At 71.4% G+C, this 23874-nt stretch carries 23 protein-coding genes; 10 read left to right on the top strand and 13 right to left on the bottom strand.

Going from position 1 to position 23874, the window contains the following annotated elements:
• Positions 1-35: 35 nt before the first annotated feature.
• Entirely contained in the window at positions 36-797 is a 762-nt protein-coding gene (locus C2L58_RS22685; protein WP_103339632.1) for a GntR family transcriptional regulator, read from the bottom strand.
• 80 nt (positions 798-877) lie between these two features.
• Between C2L58_RS22685 and C2L58_RS22680 the strand changes: the two genes are divergently transcribed.
• Together C2L58_RS22680 and C2L58_RS22675 are read left to right on the top strand one after the other, a co-directional pair.
• Positions 878-2095, top strand: a complete 1218-nt coding sequence (locus C2L58_RS22680; protein WP_199191386.1) for an APC family permease — start codon at positions 878-880, stop codon at positions 2093-2095.
• 125 nt (positions 2096-2220) lie between these two features.
• Complete coding sequence (locus C2L58_RS22675) at positions 2221-3027, top strand: S1 family peptidase (protein WP_103339630.1); 807 nt, start codon at positions 2221-2223, stop codon at positions 3025-3027.
• 54 nt (positions 3028-3081) lie between these two features.
• Here C2L58_RS22675 and C2L58_RS22670 read toward each other — a convergent pair whose 3' ends face one another.
• Positions 3082-4182 (bottom strand): NAD(P)H-dependent flavin oxidoreductase, encoded by a 1101-nt coding sequence (locus tag C2L58_RS22670; RefSeq protein ID WP_103339629.1) that lies wholly within the window; start codon positions 4180-4182, stop codon positions 3082-3084.
• Positions 4183-4195: 13 nt separating this feature from the next.
• Positions 4196-5812 carry an acyl-CoA synthetase gene (locus tag C2L58_RS22665; protein ID WP_199191385.1) on the bottom strand — a complete coding sequence of 539 codons (1617 nt, stop codon included), beginning with the start codon at positions 5810-5812 and terminating at the stop codon, positions 4196-4198.
• A gap of 62 nt (positions 5813-5874) precedes the next feature.
• Here C2L58_RS22665 and C2L58_RS22660 point away from each other — a divergent pair, with 62 nt between their 5' ends.
• From C2L58_RS22660 to C2L58_RS22645, 4 genes are all read left to right on the top strand, one after another.
• Positions 5875-6663 (top strand): crotonase/enoyl-CoA hydratase family protein, encoded by a 789-nt coding sequence (locus C2L58_RS22660; RefSeq protein WP_103339627.1) that lies wholly within the window; start codon positions 5875-5877, stop codon positions 6661-6663.
• A gap of 81 nt (positions 6664-6744) precedes the next feature.
• The gene (locus C2L58_RS22655; protein ID WP_103339626.1) at positions 6745-7722 is read left to right on the top strand and encodes a Zn-ribbon domain-containing OB-fold protein; all 978 of its coding nucleotides are present in this window, start codon (positions 6745-6747) and stop codon (positions 7720-7722) included.
• Positions 7723-7729: 7 nt separating this feature from the next.
• On the top strand, positions 7730-8743 hold the full coding sequence (locus C2L58_RS22650) for a thiolase domain-containing protein (protein ID WP_103339625.1): 1014 nt from the start codon (positions 7730-7732) through the stop codon (positions 8741-8743).
• Positions 8740-9906, top strand: coding sequence for a thiolase domain-containing protein (locus C2L58_RS22645; RefSeq protein WP_103339624.1), 1167 nt, complete (start codon positions 8740-8742; stop codon positions 9904-9906). The genes C2L58_RS22650 and C2L58_RS22645 overlap by 4 nt, the downstream gene beginning before the upstream one ends.
• Positions 9907-9934: 28 nt before the next feature.
• Here C2L58_RS22645 and C2L58_RS22640 read toward each other — a convergent pair whose 3' ends face one another.
• Together C2L58_RS22640 and C2L58_RS22635 are read right to left on the bottom strand one after the other, a co-directional pair.
• Complete coding sequence (locus C2L58_RS22640) at positions 9935-10957, bottom strand: YhjD/YihY/BrkB family envelope integrity protein (protein ID WP_103339623.1); 1023 nt, start codon at positions 10955-10957, stop codon at positions 9935-9937.
• Between the two features lie 49 nt (positions 10958-11006).
• A complete protein-coding gene (locus C2L58_RS22635) occupies positions 11007-11798 on the bottom strand; it encodes a transglutaminase-like domain-containing protein (RefSeq protein WP_103339622.1) in 792 nt (263 codons plus the stop codon).
• A gap of 35 nt (positions 11799-11833) precedes the next feature.
• Between C2L58_RS22635 and C2L58_RS22630 the strand changes: the two genes are divergently transcribed.
• A complete protein-coding gene (locus C2L58_RS22630) occupies positions 11834-12415 on the top strand; it encodes a dienelactone hydrolase family protein (RefSeq protein ID WP_233225863.1) in 582 nt (193 codons plus the stop codon).
• On the opposite strand, the gene C2L58_RS22625 is transcribed toward C2L58_RS22630, so the two are convergent.
• Positions 12387-13613 carry a cytochrome P450 gene (locus C2L58_RS22625; RefSeq protein WP_199191384.1) on the bottom strand — a complete coding sequence of 409 codons (1227 nt, stop codon included), beginning with the start codon at positions 13611-13613 and terminating at the stop codon, positions 12387-12389. The genes C2L58_RS22630 and C2L58_RS22625 overlap by 29 nt on opposite strands.
• 232 nt (positions 13614-13845) lie before the next feature.
• On the opposite strand from C2L58_RS22625, the gene C2L58_RS22620 reads away from it, so the two are divergent.
• Positions 13846-15003, top strand: a complete 1158-nt coding sequence (locus tag C2L58_RS22620) for a steroid 3-ketoacyl-CoA thiolase (RefSeq protein ID WP_103339619.1) — start codon at positions 13846-13848, stop codon at positions 15001-15003.
• Here C2L58_RS22620 and C2L58_RS22615 read toward each other — a convergent pair.
• Positions 15000-15386 carry a RidA family protein gene (locus tag C2L58_RS22615; protein WP_103339618.1) on the bottom strand — a complete coding sequence of 129 codons (387 nt, stop codon included), beginning with the start codon at positions 15384-15386 and terminating at the stop codon, positions 15000-15002. The genes C2L58_RS22620 and C2L58_RS22615 overlap by 4 nt on opposite strands.
• 43 nt (positions 15387-15429) lie before the next feature.
• Between C2L58_RS22615 and C2L58_RS22610 the strand changes: the two genes are divergently transcribed.
• Positions 15430-16227, top strand: a complete 798-nt coding sequence (locus tag C2L58_RS22610; protein WP_199191383.1) for an alpha/beta fold hydrolase — start codon at positions 15430-15432, stop codon at positions 16225-16227.
• Between the two features lie 78 nt (positions 16228-16305).
• Here C2L58_RS22610 and C2L58_RS22605 read toward each other — a convergent pair whose 3' ends face one another.
• Genes C2L58_RS22605 through C2L58_RS22590 form a run of 4 tightly spaced genes read right to left on the bottom strand, consistent with a single transcriptional unit; the run spans position 16306 to position 20312 of the window.
• Positions 16306-17508 carry a metal-dependent hydrolase family protein gene (locus tag C2L58_RS22605; RefSeq protein WP_103339616.1) on the bottom strand — a complete coding sequence of 401 codons (1203 nt, stop codon included), beginning with the start codon at positions 17506-17508 and terminating at the stop codon, positions 16306-16308.
• Positions 17505-18920, bottom strand: a complete 1416-nt coding sequence (locus tag C2L58_RS22600; RefSeq protein WP_103339615.1) for a sodium:solute symporter family protein — start codon at positions 18918-18920, stop codon at positions 17505-17507. The genes C2L58_RS22605 and C2L58_RS22600 overlap by 4 nt, the downstream gene beginning before the upstream one ends.
• Positions 18917-19114, bottom strand: coding sequence for a hypothetical protein (locus tag C2L58_RS22595; protein WP_103339614.1), 198 nt, complete (start codon positions 19112-19114; stop codon positions 18917-18919). The genes C2L58_RS22600 and C2L58_RS22595 overlap by 4 nt, the downstream gene beginning before the upstream one ends.
• 4 nt (positions 19115-19118) lie before the next feature.
• Positions 19119-20312 carry a M20 metallopeptidase family protein gene (locus C2L58_RS22590; RefSeq protein ID WP_103339613.1) on the bottom strand — a complete coding sequence of 398 codons (1194 nt, stop codon included), beginning with the start codon at positions 20310-20312 and terminating at the stop codon, positions 19119-19121.
• Between the two features lie 68 nt (positions 20313-20380).
• Here C2L58_RS22590 and C2L58_RS22585 point away from each other — a divergent pair, with 68 nt between their 5' ends.
• The gene (locus tag C2L58_RS22585; RefSeq protein WP_233225862.1) at positions 20381-21445 is read left to right on the top strand and encodes an Lrp/AsnC family transcriptional regulator; all 1065 of its coding nucleotides are present in this window, start codon (positions 20381-20383) and stop codon (positions 21443-21445) included.
• Between the two features lie 733 nt (positions 21446-22178).
• Here the strand turns inward: C2L58_RS22585 and C2L58_RS22580 are convergent.
• Both C2L58_RS22580 and C2L58_RS22575 read right to left on the bottom strand, forming a co-directional pair.
• Complete coding sequence (locus tag C2L58_RS22580) at positions 22179-23105, bottom strand: SCO0930 family lipoprotein (protein WP_103339612.1); 927 nt, start codon at positions 23103-23105, stop codon at positions 22179-22181.
• Between the two features lie 40 nt (positions 23106-23145).
• Positions 23146-23874 (bottom strand): DUF1996 domain-containing protein (locus tag C2L58_RS22575; protein WP_146073646.1); only part of this gene is annotated, 729 nt, incomplete at its 5' end.

The following is a 23874-nucleotide window of genomic DNA, read 5'->3' as shown; positions in this document are numbered from 1 at the left end:
CCAGACGGAGTGGACCCCCACCGGGTTGCATCGGGTCACCGATGGGCGGCGGCGCGGCCCAGGCGGGTCGTGAAGCTCAGCCGGTCGCCGCGGTAGAGCGACCGCACCCGCTCGAACGGCACTCCGTCCGGGCCCCACGAGATCCGGTGGGTCAGCAGCATCGGCAGCGCCGGGTTCGTCCCGATCAGCATCGCCTCGCGCGGCGTGGCGAGCACCGTTTCGACCCGCTCCTCCGCCCCGGCCGGCTCTACGCCGAGCTGCTCGCTCAACGGTTGATCCGGGGCGAACGCGTCGAGCAGGTCGGGGCACCGCGACGCCAGGAGATATGTCGACTCGAGCCCGACGCGCTCCTCGCCGGCCAGCAGGACCCGCTCGAGGTGGAACACCTCGGCGTCCGACGGCACCTGCAGGTCGGCACCCAGTGCGCTGCCCGCCACGCGCCGCTCCAGGGTGATCGCGCGGCGGCCCGGCCGGATGCCCGGCCGCCGCCGGCTCTCCGTGGCCAGCGGCTGGACGAGCTTCGGGCCGGCGATGTACGTGCCGCTCCCCTGGCGGCGGCTGAGGCGGCCCTCGAGCACCAGCTCCGCGACCGCCTGCCGTACCGTCGCCCTCGACACTTCGAACCGCTCGCACAATTCCCGTTCCGTGGGCAGCACCGCTCCTTCGCCGAGTTCCGCGATCACCGCCAGCAGTTCGACCTTGACCGCGTAGTAACGCGGGACACGGCCGTGTTCGGGAATCCCGTCGAGGACGGGACCGTCGGCGGACAGGCGGGAATGGTGCGAAGGGGCAGGCACGGAATCGACCCTATTCGGTTCTTCGTCCGCCGTGGTTCGCTGTGGCGCGCAACACGGCCGACCGCTGGAGGATCACCCGGATGCCCCCGACTTCCCTCACCCGCCGGCTCGGCCTCGCCGACGCCGTTTTCCTCGGCCTGGGCTCGATGATCGGGGCCGGCGTGTTCGCCGCGTTCGCCCCGGCGGCGCGCGCCGCGGGGGGCGGATTGCTCATCGCCTTGGTGCTCGCGGCCGTCATCGCTTACGGCAATGCGACGTCGTCGGCGCGGCTCGCCGCGATTTACCCGGAATCGGGGGGCACCTACGTTTACGGCCGGGAAAGGCTCGGTGAATTCTGGGGCTACCTGGCCGGCTGGGGATTCGTCACCGGGAAGACCGCCAGCTGCGCCGCGATGACGCTGACCGTCGTCGCCTACGCCGCACCCGGGCTCGGGCAGCCGTGGCGGAGCCTGCTCGCCGTCGCGGTGGTCGCCGCGCTCACCGCCGTCAACTACTTCGGCGTGCACCGGTCGGCGCTCGCCACCCGGGTGATCGTGTCGTGCACCCTGCTCGTGCTCACGGTCTCGGGCGTGGCGATGGCCGCCGGGCCGTCCGCCGGCGGCCCGCTCGTCGCCTGGCCGGGTGGCGGCGGCGTGCTCGAAGCGGCCGGGCTGCTCTTCTTCGCCTTCGCCGGGTACGCGCGGCTCGCCACCCTCGGCGAGGAGGTGCGCGACCCGGCCCGCACGATCCCCCGGGCCATCCCGCTGGCCCTCGGCATCACCCTCGTGGTCTACGCCGCGCTGGCCGTGCTGCTGCTCGTCCGGCTCGGGCCCGCCGCGCTCGCCGCGAGCCCGGACCCCATCGCCGCGGCCGTCCCGGGGTGGCTCGCCCCGGTCGTCCGGGTGGGCGCGGCCGTCGCCGCGCTCGGCTCGCTGCTCGCGCTCATCCTCGGCGTCTCGCGCACGACGCTGGCGATGAGCCGCGACGGCCACCTCCCCCGCTTCCTCGCCGCCGTGCACCCGCGCTACCAGGTACCGCACCGGGCGGAGCTCGCCGTCGGGCTCGTCGTCGCCGTGCTCGCCGCGACGATCGACCTGCGCGCCGCGATCGGCTTCTCGTCCTTCGCCGTCCTGACGTACTACGCCATCGCCAACGCCGCCGCCCTCACCTTGCGCGGGAAGGCGCTGCCGGTCGCCGTCCTCGGCCTCGCCGGGTGCGTGGTGCTCGCCTTCAGCCTGCCGCTGCCGTCGGTGCTCGCGGGCTGCGTCGCGTTGTTGCTCGGCGGTTCGGCCTACGGCGTTCGCCGGATGCGCCGGTGAGAAATCACCCAACCGCCCGAAAGATCCGAAGAAAGTCGGTTGTCCCGGTCTTGATCACCTGGTGTAGTCATGAGGGCCGCCGACGGCAACGGCTTCCACTGTGGACACTGGAAGGACTGATCCCCTTGGTTCCCAAGCGCTGGTTCACCCTGCTCAGAAACGCCACCACCACGCTGGCCGCGGTCGCCGCGGCCGCGGCGTTCGCCACCCCGGCGATCGCCACCGCCGCCCAGCCGCCGTCCACCGACGTCGTCGGCGGCACCCGGGCCGCCCAGGGCGAATTCCCGTTCATGGTGCGGCTTTCCATGGGCTGCGGCGGGGCGCTCTACACCAAGCAGATCGTCCTGACCGCGGCGCACTGCGTCAGCCGGACGGGTTCGAACACCTCGATCACCGCCACCGTGGGCGTGGTCGACCTGCAGAGCTCCAGCGCGCAAAAGATCCGCTCGACCTACGTCTACCAGTCCCCCACCTACGGCTCCTCGACCGGCGGCGACTGGGCGCTGATCAAGCTGGCCAGCCCGGTGAGCGGGCTGGCGACGATGCCGATCGCGACGACCAGCGCGTACAACACCGGCACGTTCACCGTGGCCGGCTGGGGCGCGGCCCGCGAAGGCGGCTCGCAGCAGCGGTACCTGCTCAAGGCGACGGTCCCGTTCGTCGACGACGCCACCTGCGCCGCCCAGGGCGGCAGCTACCCCGACCTCATCCCGAGCGCCGAGATCTGCGCGGGCAACCTCGCCTCCGGCGGCGTCGACACCTGCCAGGGCGACTCCGGCGGCCCGATGTTCCGCCGGGACAACGCAGGCGCCTGGATCCAGGTCGGCATCGTCAGCTGGGGTGACGGCTGCGCCCGGGCGCACGCCCCCGGCGTCTACACCGAGGTGAGCACGTTCGCGTCGAAGATCGCCGCGGCCGCCGCCTCGCTGTAACCGTTCACGCACGAGAAAGGGGGCCCCGCCGCGGCGGGGCCCCTTTTCTCCAGTTCAGCGGGTCTTGTCCAGGCGGGAAAGCGCTTCTTCGTAGCCGGCGACGAGCTCGGCGACGACGTCGGCCACCGGGCGGACCCGGTTCATCCGGCCGACGATCTGCCCGACCGGCATCGACACCACGCTCGGGTCGTTCGCCGCGTGGATCCGGTTGTGGGCCGGGGAAACGAGCAGGTTCTGCAGCGGCATCGGCAACGGCTCGGGCGCGTCCGCCGCCGCCCACGCCTCGGTCCAGCGGGTCTTCAGCAGCCGGGCCGGCTTGCCGGTGTAGATCCGCGTCCGCACGGTGTCCGACGACGTCGCCGCGACGAGCGCCTGCTGCATCGCCACCGATTCGCCCATCGTCTGCAGGTACTCCTCGGTGGCCAGCCACATCGACCCCATCCAGACGCCGGACGCGCCGAGGGCGAGCGCCGCGGCCATCTGGCGGCCGGAACCGATTCCGCCCGCGGCGAGCACCGGCACGTCGACCGCGTCGACGATCTCCGGCACCAGCACCATGGACGCGATCTCGCCGGTGTGCCCGCCGGCTTCGTAGCCCTGCGCCACCACGAAGCCGACGCCGTTCTCGACGTGCCGCACGGCGTGCTCGGCCTTCCCGGCGAGCGCCGCGACCGGGACGCCCTTGTCGTGGCACTGGCCGATCACGTCCACCGGCGGCGAGCCGAGCGCGTTGGCGATCAGCTTGATCGGGTGGTTCAGCGCGACCTCGACGTGCGAGCGGGCGACCGAGTGCAGCCAGCCGAGCACCCCCGCGCGCTCGTCGGTGTCGTCCGGCAGGGGCGGGACCGAGAGCTCCTTCAGGACGCGGTCGACGAACGCGCGGTGCCCGTCCGGGATGAGCTTCGCCAGGTCGACCTGCGTGCCCTCGGCGGGCACCTTGGCCGGCATGACGATGTCGACGCCGTACGGTTTCCCGCCGGTGTTCTCGTCCATCCAGGTGAGCACCCGGTCGAGCTCGGCGGCGTCGTTGAACCGCACGCAGCCGAGCACGCCGAGCCCGCCGGCGCGGCTGAGTGCCGCGGCGACGTGCTCCGACGGGGTGAACCCGACGATCGGCAGGTCGATGCCGAGCCGGTCGCACAGGGGTGTCCGCACGGTGTTGTCCTCCTCAGACGGGCTTGGCCGCGGCCGGTTCGTGCTCGGCGGCGTAGCGCTGGGCCCACGGGTAGTCCGGCTTGCCGCTGGGCGAACGGCCGATCTCGCCGGCCAGCCAGACCGTCCGCGGCACCTTGTAGCCGGCGATCTCGCCGCGGACGTGCTCTTCGATCGCCGTCAGGTCTCCTTCGGCGCCCTCCCGGAGCTGGACGACGGCGGCGACGCGCTGGCCGAGCCGCTCGTCCGGGACGCCGATGACGAGCGCGTCGAAGACGTCGGGGTGGGACTTGAGCGCCCCTTCGACCTCTTCCGGGTAGACCTTCTCGCCGCCGGTGTTGACGCACTGCGAGCCACGCCCGAGCAGCGTGACGGTGCCGTCCTCCTCGTAGCGGGCGTAGTCGCCCGGGACGACATAACGGACGCCGTCGACCTCGACGAAGATCTTCTTGCTCTTCTCGGGATCGCCGTAGTAGCCGAGCGGGACGTGCCCGCGGCGGCCGATCAGGCCGACCGCACCCGGCTTCTTTTCGACGAGGTTGCCGTCGTCGTCGAGCAGGATGGCGTCCTTGCCGAAGCTGACCCGCGGGCCGGCGCTGTGGTCGGAGCCCTTGGCCACCATGCCGATGCCGGTGAAGCCGCTCTCCGACGAGCCGATGGCGTCGGTGATCACGGCGTGCGGCACGAGCTCGACGAACTCCTGCTTCACCGACTGCGAGAACAGCGCGGCGTGGCTCGAGACGGCGACGATCGACGACGCGTCGTAGTCCCCCTCGCGGAAGGCCTCGATGAGCGGCCGCGCCATCGCGTCGCCGACGATCGTGAGGACCTGGACCTGGTGCTCCTGCACGGCCTTCCAGATCTCGTGGGCGTCGAAGCGGGGCACGAAGACGACGGGGCTGCCGGTGAACAGCGCCCCGAACGCGGCCCACTGCGCGGCGCCGTGGATCAGCGGCGCGGCGGGCAGCCGGGTCAGGCTCCCGGCCTTGCCCTGCTCGGCGAGCGTCCACTCGTCCGGGATGTACTCGCCGGTGACGAAGTTGATCCCGCCGCCGAGCGCGCGCCAGACGTCCTCCTGCCGCCAGAGCACGCCCTTCGGGTAGCCCGTGGTGCCGCCGGTGTAGAGGATGTAGAGGTCGTCGTTGCTGCGCTCCTCGAAATCGCGCTCGGGGCTCTGGGCCGCCAGCGCGGATTCGTAGTCGACGCCGCCGTAGCTCTCGTAGTCGCCGTCACTGCCGTCGTCGATCACGACAACGTGTTTCAGTTTCGGCGCCTCCGGCAGCACCGCGGCGACCTTGCCGGCGTAGCTGCGTTCGTGGACGAGCGCGACGATCTCGGCGTCGTTGAAGAGGTAGGCGAGTTCGCCGTGCACGTACCGGTAGTTGACGTTGACGGCGATCGCGCGCAGCTTGTACGCCGCGATCATCGCCTCCAAGGCCTCGATCGAATTGCGGGAATAGACCCCGATGTGGGACCCGCGTCCCACGCCGTGCGCGGCGAGGTGGTGGGCGAGCCGGTTGGCCCGCGCCTCCAGTTCGGCGAAGGTGACCCGCCGGTCGCCGCACACGACCGCGACGCGCTCCGGCACGGCGTCGACGGCGTGCTCCAGAAGATCCGCGATGTTGAGTGCCACGCCCTCAAAGTAGAACATGTTATCGTTCCGGGCAATGGTACTGCTCCTTCAGGAGGTCTTCCGTGGGTGAACCGCACGCGCTGGTGACGCAGGAGGGGCAGACCCTCGTCGTCACGATGAACCGGCCCGAGGCGCGCAACGCGATCACCGGCGAGATGATGTCGATCATGGTTTCCGCGTGGGACCGCGTGGACTCCGACGACTCGATCCGCAGCTGCATCCTGACCGGCGCGGGCGGCGCGTTCTGCGCGGGCGCGGACCTGAAGTCGATGTCGCGCAACTCGCCGTCGGAGTCGTTCGCGTCGGGCAAGTTCGACCCTTCGCGCATCCCGGGGCTCCTGAAGGGCCGCCGGTTGACGAAACCGCTGATCGCGGCGGTCGAGGGCCCGGCGATCGCGGGCGGCACCGAGATCCTCCAGGGGACCGACATCCGGGTGGCGGGCGCGTCGGCTCGCTTCGGCGTGTCGGAGGCGCGCTGGGGCCTGTTCCCGATGGGTGGGTCGGCGGTCCGGCTGCCACGTCAGATCCCGTACACGCTGGCCGCGGACATCCTGCTGACCGGCCGCCACCTGACCGCGGCGGAGGCGCTGGCCATCGGCTTGATCGGGCACGTGGTGCCGGACGGTACCGCCCTCTCTCGCGCCTTGGAGCTGGCTGAGCTGGTGAACGCGAACGGGCCGGTGGCGGTGCGGGCCATCCTGCGGACCATGCGGGACACCGAGGGGCTGCACGAGGAAGAGGCGTTCAAGCTGGACTCGCAGTACGGGATCGAGGTGTTCGCTTCGGAGGATGCCAAGGAGGGGCCGCGGGCGTTTTCGGAGAAGCGGAAGCCGGACTTCAAGGGCCGCTGACCGAGAACGCGTTCTATTCATCTTGACCTGCTCCACGGAGGCACCTTGTCGGCACAACAAGAACGTGTTTCACTCAACGATGTGACCGAGACACCACTAGCGGCACCGCTGAACGTCGGCTTCGACTACACCCGCTCGACCGGGCCCGTCCTCGGCCGGTTCGTCGCCGCGCTGCGTGATCGCCGGATCGAAGGCGTCCGTGGCAGCGATGGCCGGGTGCACGTTCCGCCGGTCGAGTACGACCCCGTCACCGCCGAACAGCTCAGCGAGTTCGTGCCGGTCGCCGAAGAGGGGACCGTCGTCTCGTGGTCGTGGTGCCCCGAGCCTCTCGACGGGCAGCCGTTGAGCCGGCCCTTCGCCTGGGCGCTCGTGAAGCTCGACGGCGCGGACACCGCCATGCTCCACGCGGTCGACGCCGGCGAGCCCGGCAACATCCACAGTGGACAGCGGGTGCGCGTGCGCTGGGCCGACGAGGTCGTCGGGCACATCCGCGACATCGCCTACTTCCTGCCCGTGGACGCCGAGGACACCACGCCCACCGAGCCCGCTCCCCCGGTCGCCGACCGGGAAGAGGGTGCGCCGGTCAGTGTCGTCATCACGCCGGTTCATCTCAAGTACATGCACTCCGCCTCCCCCGAGGAGAGCACCTACCTGCGCGGGCTCGCCGAAGGGAAGCTGATCGGCCAGCGGTGCCCCGCCTGCGGCAAGGTCTACATCCCGCCGCGCGGGGCCTGCCCGACCGATGGCGTGCCGACCACCGAAGAGGTCGAGCTGCCCGACACCGGCATCGTCACCACGTTCTGCATCGTCAACGTCCCGTTCCTCGGCCAGCGGATCAAGCCGCCGTACGTCGCCGCGTACATCCTGCTCGACGGCGCCGACATCGCCTTCCTCCACCTCGTCCTGGGCTGCGCCGCCGAAGACGTCAAGATGGGGATGCGGGTGCGCGCCGCGTGGAAGCCGCGCGAGGAGTGGTGGACGTCGCTGGAGAACATCAGCCACTTCGAGCCGACCGGCGAGCCGGACGCGGCTTACGAAACCTTCGCCCACCACCTGTGAGGTCCTGATGCCAGACGTCGCGATCGCGGGCTTCGCGAAGGCCCCCAACGTCCGCGAAACCGCAGGCACCACCAACGGCGTGGAGATGCTCGTCCCGATCTTCGCCGAGGTCTTCGCGCAGACCGGCTTGTCCAAACAGGACATCGGGTTCTGGTGCTCCGGCTCGTCGGACTACCTGGCCGGCCGCGCGTTCTCCTTCATCGCCGCCGTCGACGCGATCGGCGCGTTCCCGCCGATCCACGAGTCGCACGTCGAGATGGACGCCGCCTGGGCGCTGTACGAGGCGTGGCTGAAGATCAAGATGGGCGAGGTCGAGACCGCGCTCGTCTACGGCTTCGGCAAGTCCAGCGCCGGGCAGCTGCGCCGGGTGCTCGCCCTGCAGCTCGACCCGTACGTCGTCACGCCGCTGTGGCCGGACTCGGTTTCGATCGCCGGGATCCAGGCACGGCTGGGCCTGGAGGCCGGGCTCTGGTCCGAAAAGGACCTCGCCGCGGTGGCCGCGCGCGGGACCGGCAAAGACGTCGCGGAACTCCTCGACACGCCGTACTACGCCAATCCGTTGCGCAAGCACGACATCGCCCCGATCACCGACGGCGCCGCCGTCGTCGTCCTGTCCACTGTGGAACGGGCGCGGGAGATCGTCGAGCGACCGGCGGTGATCACCGGCATCGAGCACCGCGTCGACTCCCCCGTGCTCGGCGCCCGCGACTTGACGCGGAGCCCGTCCACCGAAGCCGCGGCCAAGGCCCTGGACCTCGACGGCGCCGACCTCGCCGAACTGCACGCCCCCTTCACCCACCAAGAGCTCATCCTGCGCACCGCGCTCGGGCTCGGCGACGGCGTGAAGATCAACCCCTCCGGCGGGGCGCTGGCCGCGAACCCGATGTTCTCCGCCGGGCTCGCCCGGATCGGCGAAGCCGCGGTCCGGATCCACCGCGGCGAATCCCGCAAGGCCGTGGCCCACGCGACGAGCGGCCCGGCCCTGCAACAGAACCTGGTGACCGTGCTGGAGGCCCGATGACCAAGCAGCTCACCGCCGTGCTCGGCACCGGCCAGACGCACCACCGCGCCAAGCGGCAGGACGTCTCGATGCCGGGCCTGCTGCGCGAGGCGATCGACCGCGCGATGACCGACGCCCAGGTCGAATGGGCCGACATCGACGCCGTCGTGCTCGGCAAGGCCCCGGACCTGTTCGAGGGCGTGATGATGCCCGAGCTGTTCCTCGCCGACTCGCTCGGCGCGACCGGGAAACCGCTGCTGCGCGTGCACACCGCCGGTTCGGTGGGCGGTTCGACGGCACTGGTGGCGGCGTCGCTCATCCAGTCGGGCGTGCACCGGCGCGTGCTGACCGTGGCCTACGAGAAGCAGTCCGAGTCGAACGCGATGTGGGGGCTGTCGATCCTGCCGCCGTTCCAGATGCCGGTCGGGGCCGGCGCGGGCGGCTACTTCGCGCCGCACGTGCGCTCCTACATCCGCCGCTCGGGCGCGCCCGAGCACGTCGGGGCCATCGTCGCGGCGAAGGACCGGCGCAACGGCGCGCTCAATCCGTTCGCGCACCTGCGGCAGCCGGACATCACCGTCGAGTCGGTGCGGGCGTCGCAGATGCTGTGGGACCCGATCCGCTACGACGAGACGTGCCCGTCGTCCGACGGCGCGTGCGCGATGGTGCTCGGCGACGAGGCCGCCGGGGACGCCGTCGAAGGCGGCGCGGCGTGGATCCACGCGACGGCGATGCGCACCGAGCCGACCACGTTCGCCGGCCGCGACCAGGTGAACCCGCGGGCCGGGCGCGAGGCCGCGGCCGCGCTGTGGGCCGAGGCGGGCATCACCGACCCGATGTCCGAAGTGGACGTCGCCGAAATCTACGTGCCGTTCTCGTGGTTCGAGCCGATGTGGCTGGAGAACCTCGGTTTCGCCCCCGAAGGCGAGGGCTGGAAGGTCACCGAGAAGGGCGAGACGGCGATCGGCGGCCGGCTGCCGTGCAACCCGTCCGGCGGAGTGCTGTCTTCCAACCCGATCGGCGCGTCCGGCATGCTGCGGTTCTCCGAAGCCGCGAAGCAGGTCATGGGCCGGGCCGGGGACTACCAGGTGGACGGCGCGCGCCGCGCGCTCGGGCACGCCTACGGCGGCGGGTCGCAGTACTTCTCGATGTGGCTGGTCGGCTCGGAGAAACCCGCCTCGTGAGTGGAAAAGCGGGTTAGAACGCGCTTTTTCACTCACGACGGGAGCGGCGCCAGCGGAGGGCGAGCAGGGTGCCGAGCACGCCGGTGACCACGCCGACCGTGGCGGGCACGGCCATCGGCGGGTCCACCACGACGACCGGCTCCAGCACCACCGGCGCCGGCGGCTGGACCGGCTTCGGGGGTGCGTCCGAGCCGGTCGCGGTCCACGCCGTGACGAACACGAGCAGCCGTGCCACCAGCGAGATGAAGAAGATGAGACCGATGACCGAGCCGAACGCGATCCCGGTCGGCGAGTCGCCGATCAGCCGGAGGTAGAACCCGCCGAGCAGCTTCAGCACCTCGAACCCGACGGCGAGGGCGACCGCGCCGCGGACCGCGCTGCGCACGCCGACCTTCTGCCGCGGCAGCCGGGTGAGCACCCAGAGGAACACCAGCCAGTCCGCGACCAGCGACAGCGGCACCGACGACGCCGAGACGAGCTGGTGCCCCCAGCTGGTGTCGTCGAGACCGACGAGGCGGAGCAGGTAGCTGCCGAGCGCGGTGCCGGAGATGGTGAGCGTGAACGACACGAGCAGTGCCGCGGTCAGGCCGAGCAGGGCGAGCAGGTCCCCCAGGATCAGCCGCGGCAGCGACTGGTCCGAGCGGTTCTGCCCCCACAGCGCCGTCAGCGAGTCCCGCAGCGCGTTCATCCAGTTCCAGCCGGAGTAGAGGCCGATGGCCAGGCCGACCACCCCGACGCTGGTCCGCTGCTCGACGAAGCCGGTGAGCAGTTCCGTGGCCTTGTCGCCGAGCCCGCCGGGCAGCGTGCTGACGATCGCGTGCACCAGCGTGTCGAGCAGGCCCGGCTGGGTGGCCAGCACGAACCCGGCGACCGACGAGGCGACCATCAGCAGCGGCACCAGCGACAGCAGGCTGAAGTAGGTGATCGAGGCGACGTAGTGGTAGCCGCCGGACTCGATGTAGCGGTTGGTCGCGCGGGCGATGTGGTCCAGCCACCGGTACCGGGCGCGCGCCCGGGCCCAGGGGCTCGGCGCCTTGGGGGAACTCTTCACGAAGACTGTCTACCCAGCCTGAGCCGTCTTTGCGCAGGCAACACGCGGATCAGCCCAGAACGACCAATCCGGATCCGTCGTCGACGGGCAGCGCGGTGTCCGTCGTCGCGAAGATGGTGCTGCCCAGGAAGTCGAGCTCGCCGCCGAGCGTGGCGAGGAAGGCGGTGTCGGCGGCGTCGCGGCCGGTGGAGATCCGCAGCATGGTCTGCCGCGGCGCGAGCCGGGTGGCGTCGAAGACGTACCAGTGCCCGTCGACCGCGGCTTCGAAAACGGCGTGGAAGTCCATCGGCGCGAGCCCGGGCGCGTAGACGCCGACGTAGCGGGCGGGGATGTCGAGGAACCGGCACAGGGTGATGCAGACGTGCGCGAAGTCCCGGCAGACGCCTTCGCCGGCGAGCAGGGTGTCGATCGCGTCGTCACTGGGCCGGCTCGAACCGACCACATAGGACAGTCGCTCGTGGACGTGCCGGACGACGGCTTCGACCTGTTTCCCGGGGTTTTCGATCCCGAGCAGCTCCGGCGGCACGAGCCCGGCGACGCGATCGGACGGGCAGTACCGGCTCGGCCGGGTGAACACGACGAGGTCGGCGAGCGTGACGAGCTCGGGTTCGGCGTCGGTGAGCGCGCGCTCGGCGTGGTAGGTGATCTGGTGCTCGCCGGTGGGCAGGTCGAAGACCTCGGCCCGGGTGCCGTGCGGGAACTCGACGGACCGGCTGTCCCCGTGCCAGGACACGCGCAGTTCCTCGGTGTCGGCGTGCGCCGCGGAGACCGAGATCGCCGCGGGCCCGGGCTGGGTGACGTGGATGGCGAATTCGACGTCGACGGTCGCTCGCGAAGGCATCGTCCCATCATGGCACCCCCTGGCAGAATCGCCGCGTGAGCGACATCGTGGTGTTCCACTCCGTGCTGGGGCTGCGGCCCGTCGAACTCGGTTTCGCCGACCGGCTGCGGGCGGCCGGGCACCGCGTCACCACCCCGGACCTCTACGCCGGCCGCACGGCGGCGACCCTCGAGGAGGGCTTCGCGGTGAAGGACGCCGTCGGCTGGGAGGCCATCACCCGGCGAGCCCGCGACGCGGTGCGCGACCTGCCCGCGGAAACGGTGCTCGTGGGCGTGTCGATGGGGGCGGGGGTCGTCGAGACCGTGCTGCCGCACCGGCCCGGCACCGCCGGTGTCGTGCTGCTGCACGCGGTGGGGGCGCTGCCGGCCGGGCACCGCGCGGGCCTGCCGGTGCAGGTCCACGTCGCCGATCCCGACCCGATCGCGCCGCCGGCGCAGGTCGCGGCCTGGCGCGAAGCCGCCGTGCGGTCGGGCGCCGACGCCCGGGTGTACACCTACCCGGGCCTCGGCCACTTCTACACCGACGCGGACGGCCCCGACCACGACGTGGCCGGGGCCGGACTCACCTGGGAGCGCGTCGCCGCGTTCCTCAGCCGTAGTGCACGGGGTAGTGCTTGATGCCGTTCAGCCAGCTCGACCGCAGCCGGACCGGGGGTGCCGCCTCGGTGATGTCCGGCATCACGTCGGCGATCGCGTTGAAGATCAGGTCGATCTGCAGCCGGGCCAGGTTCGCGCCGATGCAGTAGTGCGATCCGGTGCCGCCGAACCCGACGTGCGGGTTGTCCTCGCGGAGGACGTCGAACTTCTCCGGCTCGTCGAAGACCTCGTGGTCGAAGTTGGCGGAACTGTAGAACATGCCGACGCGGTCGCCCTGGCGGATGTGCGCGCCGCCGAGCTCGGTGTCCCGGGTGGCGGTGCGCTGGAAGGCGATCACCGGGGTGGCCCAGCGGACGATCTCGTCGGGCGCGGTCTTCGGCCGCTGGTCCTTGAAGATCTCCCACTGCTCCGGGTGGTCCAGGAGGGCCTTCATGCCGTGGGTGATGGAGTTGCGCGTCGTCTCGTTGCCGGCGACGGCGAGCAGGATGACGAAGAAGCCGAACTCGTCGGAGCCGAGCTCTTCGCCGTCGACGTCGGCCTGGATCAGCTTCGTGACGATGTCGTCCATCGGGCACTTGCGGCGGTCCTCGGCCATGTTCCAGGCGTAGCCGATGAGCTGGGTGGACGCCTCCAGGGGCGCGACCTCGTACTCGGGGTCGTCGTAGGCGACCATCTGGTTGGACCAGTCGAAGATCTTCAGCCGGTCCTCCTGCGGGATGCCGATCAGCTCGGCGATCGCCTGCAGCGGCAGCTCGCACGCGACGTCGGTGACGAAGTCGCCCGTCCCCTTCTTCTTCGCCTCGGAAACGATCCGTTCGGCGCGATCCCGCAGCGTGTCCTCGAGCTTCGAGATGGAGCGCGGGGTGAAGCCCTTCGACACGATCCGCCGCAGCTTGGTGTGCTGCGGGGCGTCCATGTTGAGCAGCACCAGGCGGTTCGCTTCGAGGTTGTCCTCGGTCATGTTCTCGTCGAAGCGGATGATGGCGGTCTTCTCCCGCGACGAGTAGAGCGTGCTGTCGCGCGAGACCTCCTTGACGTCCGCGTGCCGCGAGACGACCCAGTAGCCGTCGTCGCGGAAGCCCGCGGTGTTGTGCTTCTGGGGGTTCCACCACACCGGGGCGGTTCGCCGGAGTTCGGCGAACTCGGCGACGGGTAGTCGCTCCGCCAAGAGATCCGGATCGGTGAAGTCGAACCCGGCGGGGATGAGCGGAGCGGCCACGTTGCCTCCCACGGTTCGTCTTGGAACACGTTCTAAGTTGGATTGAAGCATACGGCGTTAACCAACGGAAGACCGTAAGTGAAACCCGTTTACTTAACCGATGATGCCAGGTGAGCGTGCGCTCACCGAATGAAGATCAAGAAGGGGGTCAAGCCTGCGCAGACTTGCGCAAAACGATAACTCGTTCTAGTTTTGGCGGTAGTGAACAGTGTTTCCCGACGGAAGGGACGACATGGGCGTGCCGGTCATCATCGAAGCCGTGCGAACCCCGATCGGCAAGCGGAACGGGCTGCTGGCCGGCCTGCACGCGGCCGAGCTGCTGGGCGCCGCGCAGCTCGCCCTGCTGGACCGCGCCGGGATCGACCCGGCCCTCGTCGAGCAGCTCATCGGCGGCTGCGTCACGCAGGCCGGCGAGCAGTCGAACAACGTCACGCGCACGGCGTGGCTGCACGCGGGCCTGCCCGAGACGGCGGGCGCGACGACGATCGACGCCCAGTGCGGCTCGGCGCAGCAGGCCACCCACCTCGTCGCCGGCCTGATCGCGGCGGGTGCCATCGAGGCCGGTGTCGCGTGCGGGGTCGAGGCGATGAGCCGGGTGCCGCTGGGCACGAACCGGGCCGGCGCTTCACCGCGGCCGTCGTCGTGGTCGATCGACCTGCCGAACCAGTACGGCGCGGCGGAGCGGATCGCGGTCCGCCGCGGGCTGACGCGCGAGGACGTCGACGCGTTCGGCGCGGCGTCCCAGCAGAAGGCGGCGGCCGCCTGGGCGGCGGGCCACTTCGACCGCGAGGTGGTGCCGGTGAAGGCCCCGGTCCTCTCCGCCGACGGGGCGCTGACCGGGGAAACGCGCTTGGTCGCCCGCGACCAGGGCCTGCGCGAGACGACCGTGGACGGCCTCGCCCGGCTCAAGCCGGTGGTCGAGGACGGCATCCACACGGCGGGCACGTCGTCCCAGATCTCCGACGGCGCGGCCGCCCTGCTCCTGCTGGACGCCGACCGCGCCGCGGCGCTGGGGCTGCGTCCGCGGGCCCGGATCGTCGCGCAGGCGCTGGTCGGCGCCGAGCCGTACTACCACCTGGACGGCCCGATCCGCGCGACGGAACGGGTGCTGTCCCGGGCCGGGATGACCGTGGGTGACGTGGACCTGTTCGAGGTGAACGAGGCGTTCGCTTCGGTCGCGTTGTCCTGGCAGCAGGTGGTTTCGCCGGATCCGTCCCGGGTCAACGTCAACGGCGGCGCCATCGCCCTCGGCCATCCGGTGGGCAGCACGGGAGCCCGGCTGCTGACGACGGCCTTGCACGAGCTGGAGCGCCGGGACGCGTCGACGGCGCTGGTGACGATGTGCGCGGGCGGCGCGCTGGCCACCGCGTCGATCATCGAACGGCGCTAGCCCGGCAGGTGGGCGTCCACCTCGATCTCGATCTTCATGCGCGGGTCCGCCAGGCCGCACTCCAGCATCGTCGCGGCCGGGCGGACGTCCGCGAACGCCTTGCGCAGCACCGGCCAGCACGGCTCGAAGTCCTCGCGCGCAGGCAGCAGGTACCGGACGCGGACCACGTCCGCGAACGTGCAGCCCGCCTCGGCCAGCGCCGCTTCGATGTTCCGCAGGCACTGGGCGGCCTGCTCGACGACGTCGCCGGAGATGGTCATGGCCGCGTAGTCGAAGCCGGTCGTGCCCGAGACGTACACGCGGTCGCCGTGCACCACGGCGCGGGCGTACCCGATCCGTTCCTCGAAAGCGGACCCGCTGAGGATCGCTCGCCGTTCCGTCATACCGCGCACATTAGCTTGCGGCCCTTGTGCTTCACTTCGATGCATGATCTCGGAAAGCCGTTGCCCGGTGGAGGACGGTGAGCTCCTCGTCCGCCGCGGCGGCGAGGGCCCGGCACTGCTGCTGATCGCGGGCGGCACCGGATCGGGCGAGGCCTACCGCGCGCTGGCGAAGCAGCTGTCCGCGGCGTACACCGTGATCACCTACGACCGCCGCGGCCACTTCGGCAGCACGGACACGACGACGGGCCCGGTCCCGGTTTCCCGGCAGGCGGACGACGCCCTCGCCGTCCTGGACCACGCGGCCGACGGCCCGGCCCGGGTGTTCGGCTCCAGCGCGGGCGCCCTGATCGGCCTCGACCTCGTCGCCCGCCACCCGGACCGCGTGACGACGCTGGTGGCGCACGAACCCCCGGCGGTCCACCTGATGCCGGACGCGAGCGGCTGGCTCGAAGCGGCGGCGGAACAGGTCCGGCTGGCCCGTTCGGGTGAGCTGATGGCCGCGGTGACGCGCTTCGCGGACGCGATCGCGGGCGCGGCCCTGCCGAACCTGCCGAACCTGCGCCTCCCCCACGAAGCCGAGTGGATCCGGTTGTTCGACCGCGAGCTGACGGAGTTCTTCGACTACCTGCCGGACCTGCGCGCGTTGCGGAAGGCGGCCACGGAGATCTTCCCGGTGGCGGGCGAGGGCAGCCGGGGCCGCTACCACTACCAGCCGGCGAAGATCCTGGCTTTGGAGCTGGGCTTGCCGTTCACCGAGCTGCCGGGGTCACACCTGGCACCGCAGCGGAACCCGGCGAAGTTCGCCGCGGCGCTGAAGGACCTGCTGAGCCCGGAGTCCTGACGGCCGGCACGCGTGCCTGGGCGGCCGACACGCGTGCCTGAATGGACGACACGCGTGCTTGGGAGGACGACACGGGGGTCAGACGACCCGGATGCCGTCCTTCCAGACCTCCCGGATGTTCGACGCCAGCGCCGGGAAGTCGTACGGGTTCCCGGCCACCACCACGACGTCCGCCCGCAGGCCCGGCGCCAGCCGGCCCAGCTCGCCGTCCAGGCCCATCAAGCGGGCCGCCGATGAGGTCGTCGCCTCCAGGACGTCGGCCGGGGTCATCCCGCACGCCGCCATCAGGGCCAGCTCCTCGAGGTTCGTGCCGTGCGGGCCGACGCCGCTGTCCGTGCCCATCGCGATCCGGACGCCCGCCGCGTACGCGCGGCGGACCGAGTCCCGGTGCGCCTCCACCACTTCACGCGCCTTCGCCACCACCGCCGCCGGGAGGTCGACGCCCGCGTCGGCCGCGCGGACCACGTTGACCGGGGCGATCAGCGTCGGCACCAGCCAGGTTCCGTGGCCGAGCATCAGCTCGATCGCTTCGTCGTCGAGGTAGATCCCGTGCTCGATCGACCGCGCGCCCGCGCGGACCGCGTTCTTGATGCCCGCCGCGCCCTGGGCGTGCGCCATCACCGGGCGGCCCTGCATCGCCGCCTCCGTCACCAGGACGTCCAGCTCCTCCGGCGTGAACTGCGAATGCCGCGGGTCGTCGCGCGGGGAGAGCACGCCGCCGGTCGTGCACACCTTGAGCACGTCGGCGCCCGCGCGCAGCAGCGTCCGGGCCACCCGGCGCATCTCGTCGGGCCCGTCGACCGTGGTCTCCGGCCGGCCCGGGTGCGGGACCATCAGCGGCACGCACAGCCCCGAGGGGTTCCACGCGTCGCCGTGGCCGCCGGTCGGGCTGATCAGGCCGATCGAGATCTGCAGCCGCGGGCCGGGGATCAGGCCGTCGTCCACCGCCTCCTTGATGCCGAGGTCCGCGCCCGCCGCGTCGCGGACCGTCGTGATCCCCAGCCCGAGCGTCGCCCACAGGTTCCGTGCGGCTTCGTAGAACTGGTAGGAGAACGGCTTCTGCACCCGGGACAGCAGCCCGATGTCCGAGATCGTCACGTGCACGTGGCAGTCGAACAGCCCGGGCAGCAGCACCGTGCCGGTGCAGTCGACGCCCTCGTCGCCGTCCAGGTCCGTGCCGACGTCGACGATCCGGCCGTGCTCGACGACGACGTCGGCCGGTGCCGGGTCCGCGCCGGTGCCGTCGAACACCGAGCCGCCGGTGAACACCGTGCGCGTCACGCCGCCTCCACGAGAGAAGTCCGTCGCGGCGCCACCACCGCGGCCAGCGCGAGCACGACGACGTTCGCGCCGAGCCCGACCAAGCCGACGTTGACCGTGCCGACGAGATGGGTGTCCACAAAGGTCAGCCAGAGGACCACGAGCTCGCCGGCGACCAGCCCGGCCAGCACCGGGCCCTTGCCGACCGGCACGCGCCGCAGGAACCCCAGCAGGTTGGCCGGCGCCAGCTGGACCGACCCCGAATAGGTCAGCAGCAGCAGGTTGGCCAGCAGGTCCGGCCGGAAGATCCCGAGCACGAGGGCAAGAGTACTCGCGACCACAACCGTGCCGTGGTTGATCCAGAACTGCCGGCGGCCACTGCGGACGCGGACGATGTTCCGGGCCACCAGCGACGAGATGCCGATCAGGATCCCGGCCGCCGGGACCATCGCGGTGGCCGTCGCGGCGACCACCACGATCCCCGTCACCCAGCCGGGCAAGGCGTCCTTCGAGAGCGTCAGCAATACTCCGTTCGGGTCACTCCCCTTGGGTACCACGAGGATCGCCGCGAACCCGATCACCATCGGCAGCAGCAGACACAGCTCGTACACCGGCATCCAGGCGTAGTTGCGCCGCAGCACCTTCGGGTCGCGCGCGGACATCAGCGCCGGCCACGAGTGCGGCAGCGTCATCAGCCCGACGCCGATCGCGCTGACCAGCATGCTCGTCACGAACCAGACGTGATCGTTCGCTCCACTGTGGACGATCAGCTTCTCCGGGTGCAGCTGCTCGATCTTGTGGAACACCGCGGGAATGCCGCCCGCGAAGTGCGTCGGCACGGCGATGATCAGCACCACCAGCGCGACGAGCATGATCCCGTCCTTGAAGTAGGACGTCGCCGCGACGCCGCGCAAGCCGGCCCACAGCACGAACGCGACCACCAGCACGCTGCCGGCCACCATGCTCAGCGTCCCGGACGCGGTGTCGCCGGTGACCAGCCGGACGATCAGCCCGAGCCCGGTGATCTGCAGCTGCAGGTAGGGCAGCACGAACACGACGCCGAGCACCGCGGACAGCGTCCCGAGCGTCCGGCTGCGGTAGCGGTCCTCGAGGAAGTCGCCCTGGGTGAGGTAACCGCGCTCCTTCCCCAGCGTCCACAGGCGTTTCGCGAGGAAGAACAGCACGACGTAGGCGATCGGGACGTACGGCAGCGCGTACATCGCGGCGACGCCGCCGGAGAAGGCGAGGCCGGCCATGCCGAGGAAGGTGAAGGTGGTGAACACCTCCCCGGCCTGGAGGAACCACATCGTCATGGCACCGAAGCGACGGCCGCCGACGGTCCATTCGGCCAGGTCGGCGACGGGTTTGCGCCGGCCGACGAAACCGAGCACACCGATCAGCACGATGCCCACGAGGGTGAAGGCGAGGATCATTCGCCGTCCTCCCCCGCGCGCATCAGGCGTTCCGAGAGCAGCAGCGCCGGGGTGAACATGAGGCACCAGAACGCGCCCCACACGATCATCCGCGGCAGCCCGAGCCACAGCCCGGTGGTGTTGACGAACGGCAGGAACGGCATCAGGACCAGGGCGACGACCGGCAGCAGCGGCGGCCAGTGGTAGCTGCGCACGGGGTCACCGGGCCAGGAGCGCGAGCCGGCGGACGGCGAGTTCGGCCAGCAGCGCGGCGCCGTCGCCGAGCACGCTGTCGTCGAAGCGGGCCCGCGGAGAGTGGTTGTCCGGCGCGCTCGCCGGGTCGCCCGGGCACGCGCCGAGGAAGAGGTACGCGCCGGGAACCCGTTCCAGGACTCGGGAAAAGTCCTCCGAACCGGTGATCGGATCGGCCATCTCGGTGAAGCGCTCCTCGCCGAAGACGTCACGGATCGTGCCGGCCACGAAGGCATAGGCGTCGGCGTCGTTGACCGTCGCGGGGTACTCCGGTGCGTAGGTGACTTCGATGTCGAGGCCGTGGGCCTGGGCGATGCCGCGGCAGACCTGCTCCGCGCGCTCGCCCACCCGGGCCGCGACTTCCGGCGAGAACGACCGCAGCGTCGCCTCGAACACCGCGTCGTCCGGGATGATGTTGCGCCGGGTGCCGGCGTGGAACGAGCCGACGGTGATGACGACCGGGTCGAAGACGTCGAAGGTGCGCGTGACCATCGTCTGCAGGGCGGTCACCATCTCGCAGGCGGCCGGGATGGGGTCGCGGGCGTCGTGCGGGGACGAGCCGTGGCCGCCGTCGCCCTTCACCCGGACTTCGAGGGCGCCCGAGGCCGCCATCAGCGTGCCCGGCCGGGCGGTGAACTGGCCCTTCGCGTAGCTCGCGGCCGAAACGTGCAGGCCGTAGGCGGCGTCGACGGGCCTGCCGGACGCCGTCAGCACGCCTTCGTCGATCATGTGGCCGGCGCCGTCCCAGCCCTCTTCGCCGGGCTGGAACATGAAGACGACGTCGCCGGGGAGGTCTTGCCGGCGGGCGGCGAGCAGGCGGGCCGCGCCGACCAGGCCCGCGGTGTGGAGGTCGTGGCCGCAGGCGTGCATGGCGCCGTCGAGGGTCGAGGTGAACTCCTCGCCGCCGGCCTCGGTGACCGGGAGCGCGTCCATGTCGCCGCGCAGGAGCACGGTGCCGCCGGGTTTGGTCCCGCGGAGGACCGCGGTGATCGACGACAGGTTCTTGCCGAGGGTGATTTCGAGCGGCAGGCCGTCGAGGGCGGCGAGCACCCGGTCCTGGGTGCGCGGGAGGTGCAGACCGATCTCGGGGATGCGGTGCAGGTCACGGCGCAGGGTCTGCAGGTCGGCGAGCATGGCGGCGGCGTCGGAGCGCAGGGTCATGCGCCGATCATGCGAGTGTCGAGCACAATAGCCGGGGAAAATCGCCGAAACCACCGTTTCGAGGTCTGATGAGCGAAGAATCCGCCATGCTGGCCGAGCAGGACCTCAAACTGGCCGACGCCCTCCAGGCGGCGCCGCGGGCGTCGTGGTCGACGCTCGGGGACGCGCTCGGCCTGGGCGCGGTGACCGTGTCCCGCCGCTGGGACACCCTTGTGGAGCGCGGCGACGCCTGGCTCACCGCCTACGCCGGCGGCGAACTGATCGAGCGGCTGGCACTGGCCTTCGTCTCGATCGACTGTGAGCCCGGGGCGGTTTTCCCGGTCGCCGCCGCGCTGGCCGCGGACGTCCACGTGGCCACGGTCGAGCACGTGGCCGGGCCGGGCGATCTGCTCGCCCACGTCGTCGCGCCGTCCCTGCGGGAGCTGGGCGCGCACGTGGCGAGCCGGGTGGCGGCGATCCCCGGCGTGACGCGGGTGCGGACGACGCTGTCCCCGCGGATGTTCACCGAGGGCAGCCGGTGGCGGGTGCGGGCGATCTCGCCGGGCCAGCGCGAGGCGTTGTCGGCGAAGCCGGCTCGCCAGCGCGCACCGCTGCGGTTCGACGCGGCGGACCGGGCCCTGATCCTGGCCCTGGGCACGGACCCCCGCGCCTCGGCGGCGGCCCTGGCGGCCTCGCTCGGCGTCGGGGCGACGACGGTGCGCCGCCGGCTGGACGGGCTGCTCGGCCGCGGCGCGATCCGCATCCGCTGCGAGATCGCGCGGTCGGTTTCACCGGCGCCGGTCACGGTGACGCTGTGGCTGCGGGTGCCGCCGGACAAGCTGGAGACGACGGCCCGGTCGCTGGCGATGGTCCCGGAGGTCCGCATGTGCGCGGCGTTGACCGGGGCGGCGAACCTGATGCTGGTGCTGTGGCTGCCTTCGGCGCACGACGTGCTTTCCGTGGAGGCGCAGCTGGCGGCGAAGCTGCCGTGGCTGGAGATCACCGGCCGGGCGGTGACGCTGCGGAGCGTCAAGCTGATGGGCCGGTTGCTCGACGCCGAGGGCCGGGGAACGGGCCGGGTGCCGCTGGACTTCTGGGCCGCGGTCCCCGTGCCGGAGCACGGGGACCGCAGCGTTCACCGGTCCGGGGGATGAGGGGGGTGAGGTGGAGGGAAGCACCCCCCGGAGCCGGAGTTTCGTGAGCCCCGAAGCCTGGTCGGCCCGGTGACCGAGGGGCGGCCACCGGCCGGGGCTTCGCGGCGGGGTTCGCGATTCGGGGCGTCGTGTGCTCGGCCGCGGAAGTCGCGTGATGGGGGACGGATCTCGCGTGATTCGGGGCGGATCTCGTGGGGTGGGCGGGGTGTTTCGCGTGGCTGGTGGGGCATCTCGCGTGATTGGAGGGGCATCTCGCGTGTCTGGAGGGTCAACTCGCGTGTCTGGAGGGTCAACTCGCGTGATTGAAGGGTCAACTCGCGGGTCTGGAGGGTCGGAGTGCGTACCGGAAGGGTCGGTTCGCGGGTCTGGAGGGTCGGGTTGCGTACCTCGAGGGTCGGGGTGCGTACCTGGGGGTCGGTTCGGGAGGGGGGAAGGGTTCCGGCGCGGTGGACGGGGGGGTGAGGTGGAGGGAAGCGTCCACCGGGCCGGAACTCGCGGGCGGGAGTGACTCCCGCTTTCTCCTCCTTCGCTGATCCGGCTGGGCCGGATCGGTGGGGTGAAGAATCCCGGCCCGGTGGACTGGGGGGGGTGAGGTGGAGGGAAGCGTCCACCGGACCGGGGCTCGGGCGCGGAACCGAAGTCCCGCGATTTCCTGCGGTGAAACAACCGGCCCGGCGGACAAGGGGGGTGAGGTGGAGGGAAGTGTCCGCCGGGCCGGGGATCGTGGGGCGGGTCAGTACCCGCCGGGGGAGGTCGCCAGTGCCTGCTGGACCGCCGGCCGGCGAGCCGGGTCCGCCCTGCAGCCGTTGGGTTCCAGTGCGTACCAGGTGCCGCCCGCGCCGTGGCCGGTGGCCACTCCCGGCTCGTCGTCGGAGGCGTACCGGTACACCGGCCAGCCGCCGACCGTCACCTGGCTCGTGCCGTCCGGGCGGCGGATGCGGCCGACCAGTCCGGCGTCGATGCCGTCGGCGACGGTGGTGCGGCCGCCGGCCGCCAGTGGTGGCCACTTCTGCGCGCAAGGCCCGTCGCAGGTGGACTTTCCGGCACCGCGGCCGTCCTTGGTGAAGAGGTACAACGTGTGGCCGGCGGTGTCCGTGAGAACGGGTCCGAGGCCGTCGATCTCCTTGGTGCCGAGGGTCGGCGGCTCGGTGCCCGCCTTCTCCCCCGTCGGCGCCACCGCCGCCCAGTCCGCGCCGGCCGCCCGGCCGAGCGCGATGCCCGGCCCGGTGTCCTTCGCGTACCGGTAGACCGGCCAGCCGGCGACCGTCACCTGCTTGCGGCCGTCGGGCCGGGTGACCAGGCCCACCAGCGCGCTGTCCACCCCGGCGGCGAGCACCGGGACGTCGGAGACCAGCGGCGGCCACGTCATCGCGCACGGGCCGGCGCAAGTGGCCTTCGACGGCTTGGCCGAGTCCTTCGCGTAGCGGTAGAGCGTATGCCCTTCCGCGTCGGCCAGGACCGTACCCAGTCCGTCCACAGTGGAGGATATCAGCTGGGCCGCGGAGCCGGCCGGAACCGCGCTCGCCGGCTGCTGCTGCGCCCCGAGCACCACCGGCTGGACGGCACCGGAGGTGGCGTACGGGTTGGTCCCGCAGGCCGCGACCAGCGCGAGTCCGGCAACGGCGATCGGTGCGGCAACAGCCGGGCGAGCACGGTTCATCGGAAGTTCTCCTTCCCGCGGTACAGGTGGCCGGTCGTCGTTATTCGGCGCAGGCCTTGCCGGAGTTGACGCAGTTGACCAGGCGGCCCATGATCTGCTTGCTCATCACGTTCGCGAAGTCGTCGTGGTCGGACCGCGGGTTGTGCTTTTCCTGGGCGAACGCGTCCACTTTGTACTCGCCGTTCTGCTGGACGTCCTGCGGGACGTTGTAGACCAGCGTGACCTGCAGCTGCGGCACGTTCTTGAACCCCTGGGGGCACTTGCCCTGCTGGTTGGCGAACACGATGTGGGTGCGGTGGTTCGCGCTGTCGGTGTTCTTGCCGTCCCAGCAGTTCGGGAAGGCGTGGATGCGCTCCACCTTGCTGCCCGCCGGGCAGATCGGGTAGAGGTCGGTGAGCCGGTCCTCGAACCCGGTGCAGGTCCAGCTGGGCCGGGCGTTGGCCGGGCCGTTGGTGCTCTGCTTGGCGTCACCGTAGAGGATCTTCAGGCCGAGCGGCATCGCGACGACGTTGTCCGCGCCGCCGCCGATGAACTTCAGCGTCGCGGACTCCGGCTCGATGATCGTGCCGTCGTTGTCGCCGACTTCCTTGTTCTCACCCTGGATGCCGCCGAGCTCGTCCTGCTGGGCCGCGTCCTGGCCGGCCTGGCCGGCCTTGTCCTGATTGGCCTTGTCCTGGTTGTTCTGCTGCTGCTGGTTCTGGTTCTGCTGCTGGTTCTTGTTCTGGCCCTGCTTGTTCTGGTCCTGCTGCTGGTTCTGGTCCTGCTGGTT

This window comes from Amycolatopsis sp. CA-126428 (assembly GCF_002904335.1).
Lineage (GTDB): Bacteria > Actinomycetota > Actinomycetes > Mycobacteriales > Pseudonocardiaceae > Amycolatopsis.
Note: the sequence above shows the minus strand (reverse complement) of the source record. Positions and strands in the feature narration are given on the sequence as shown.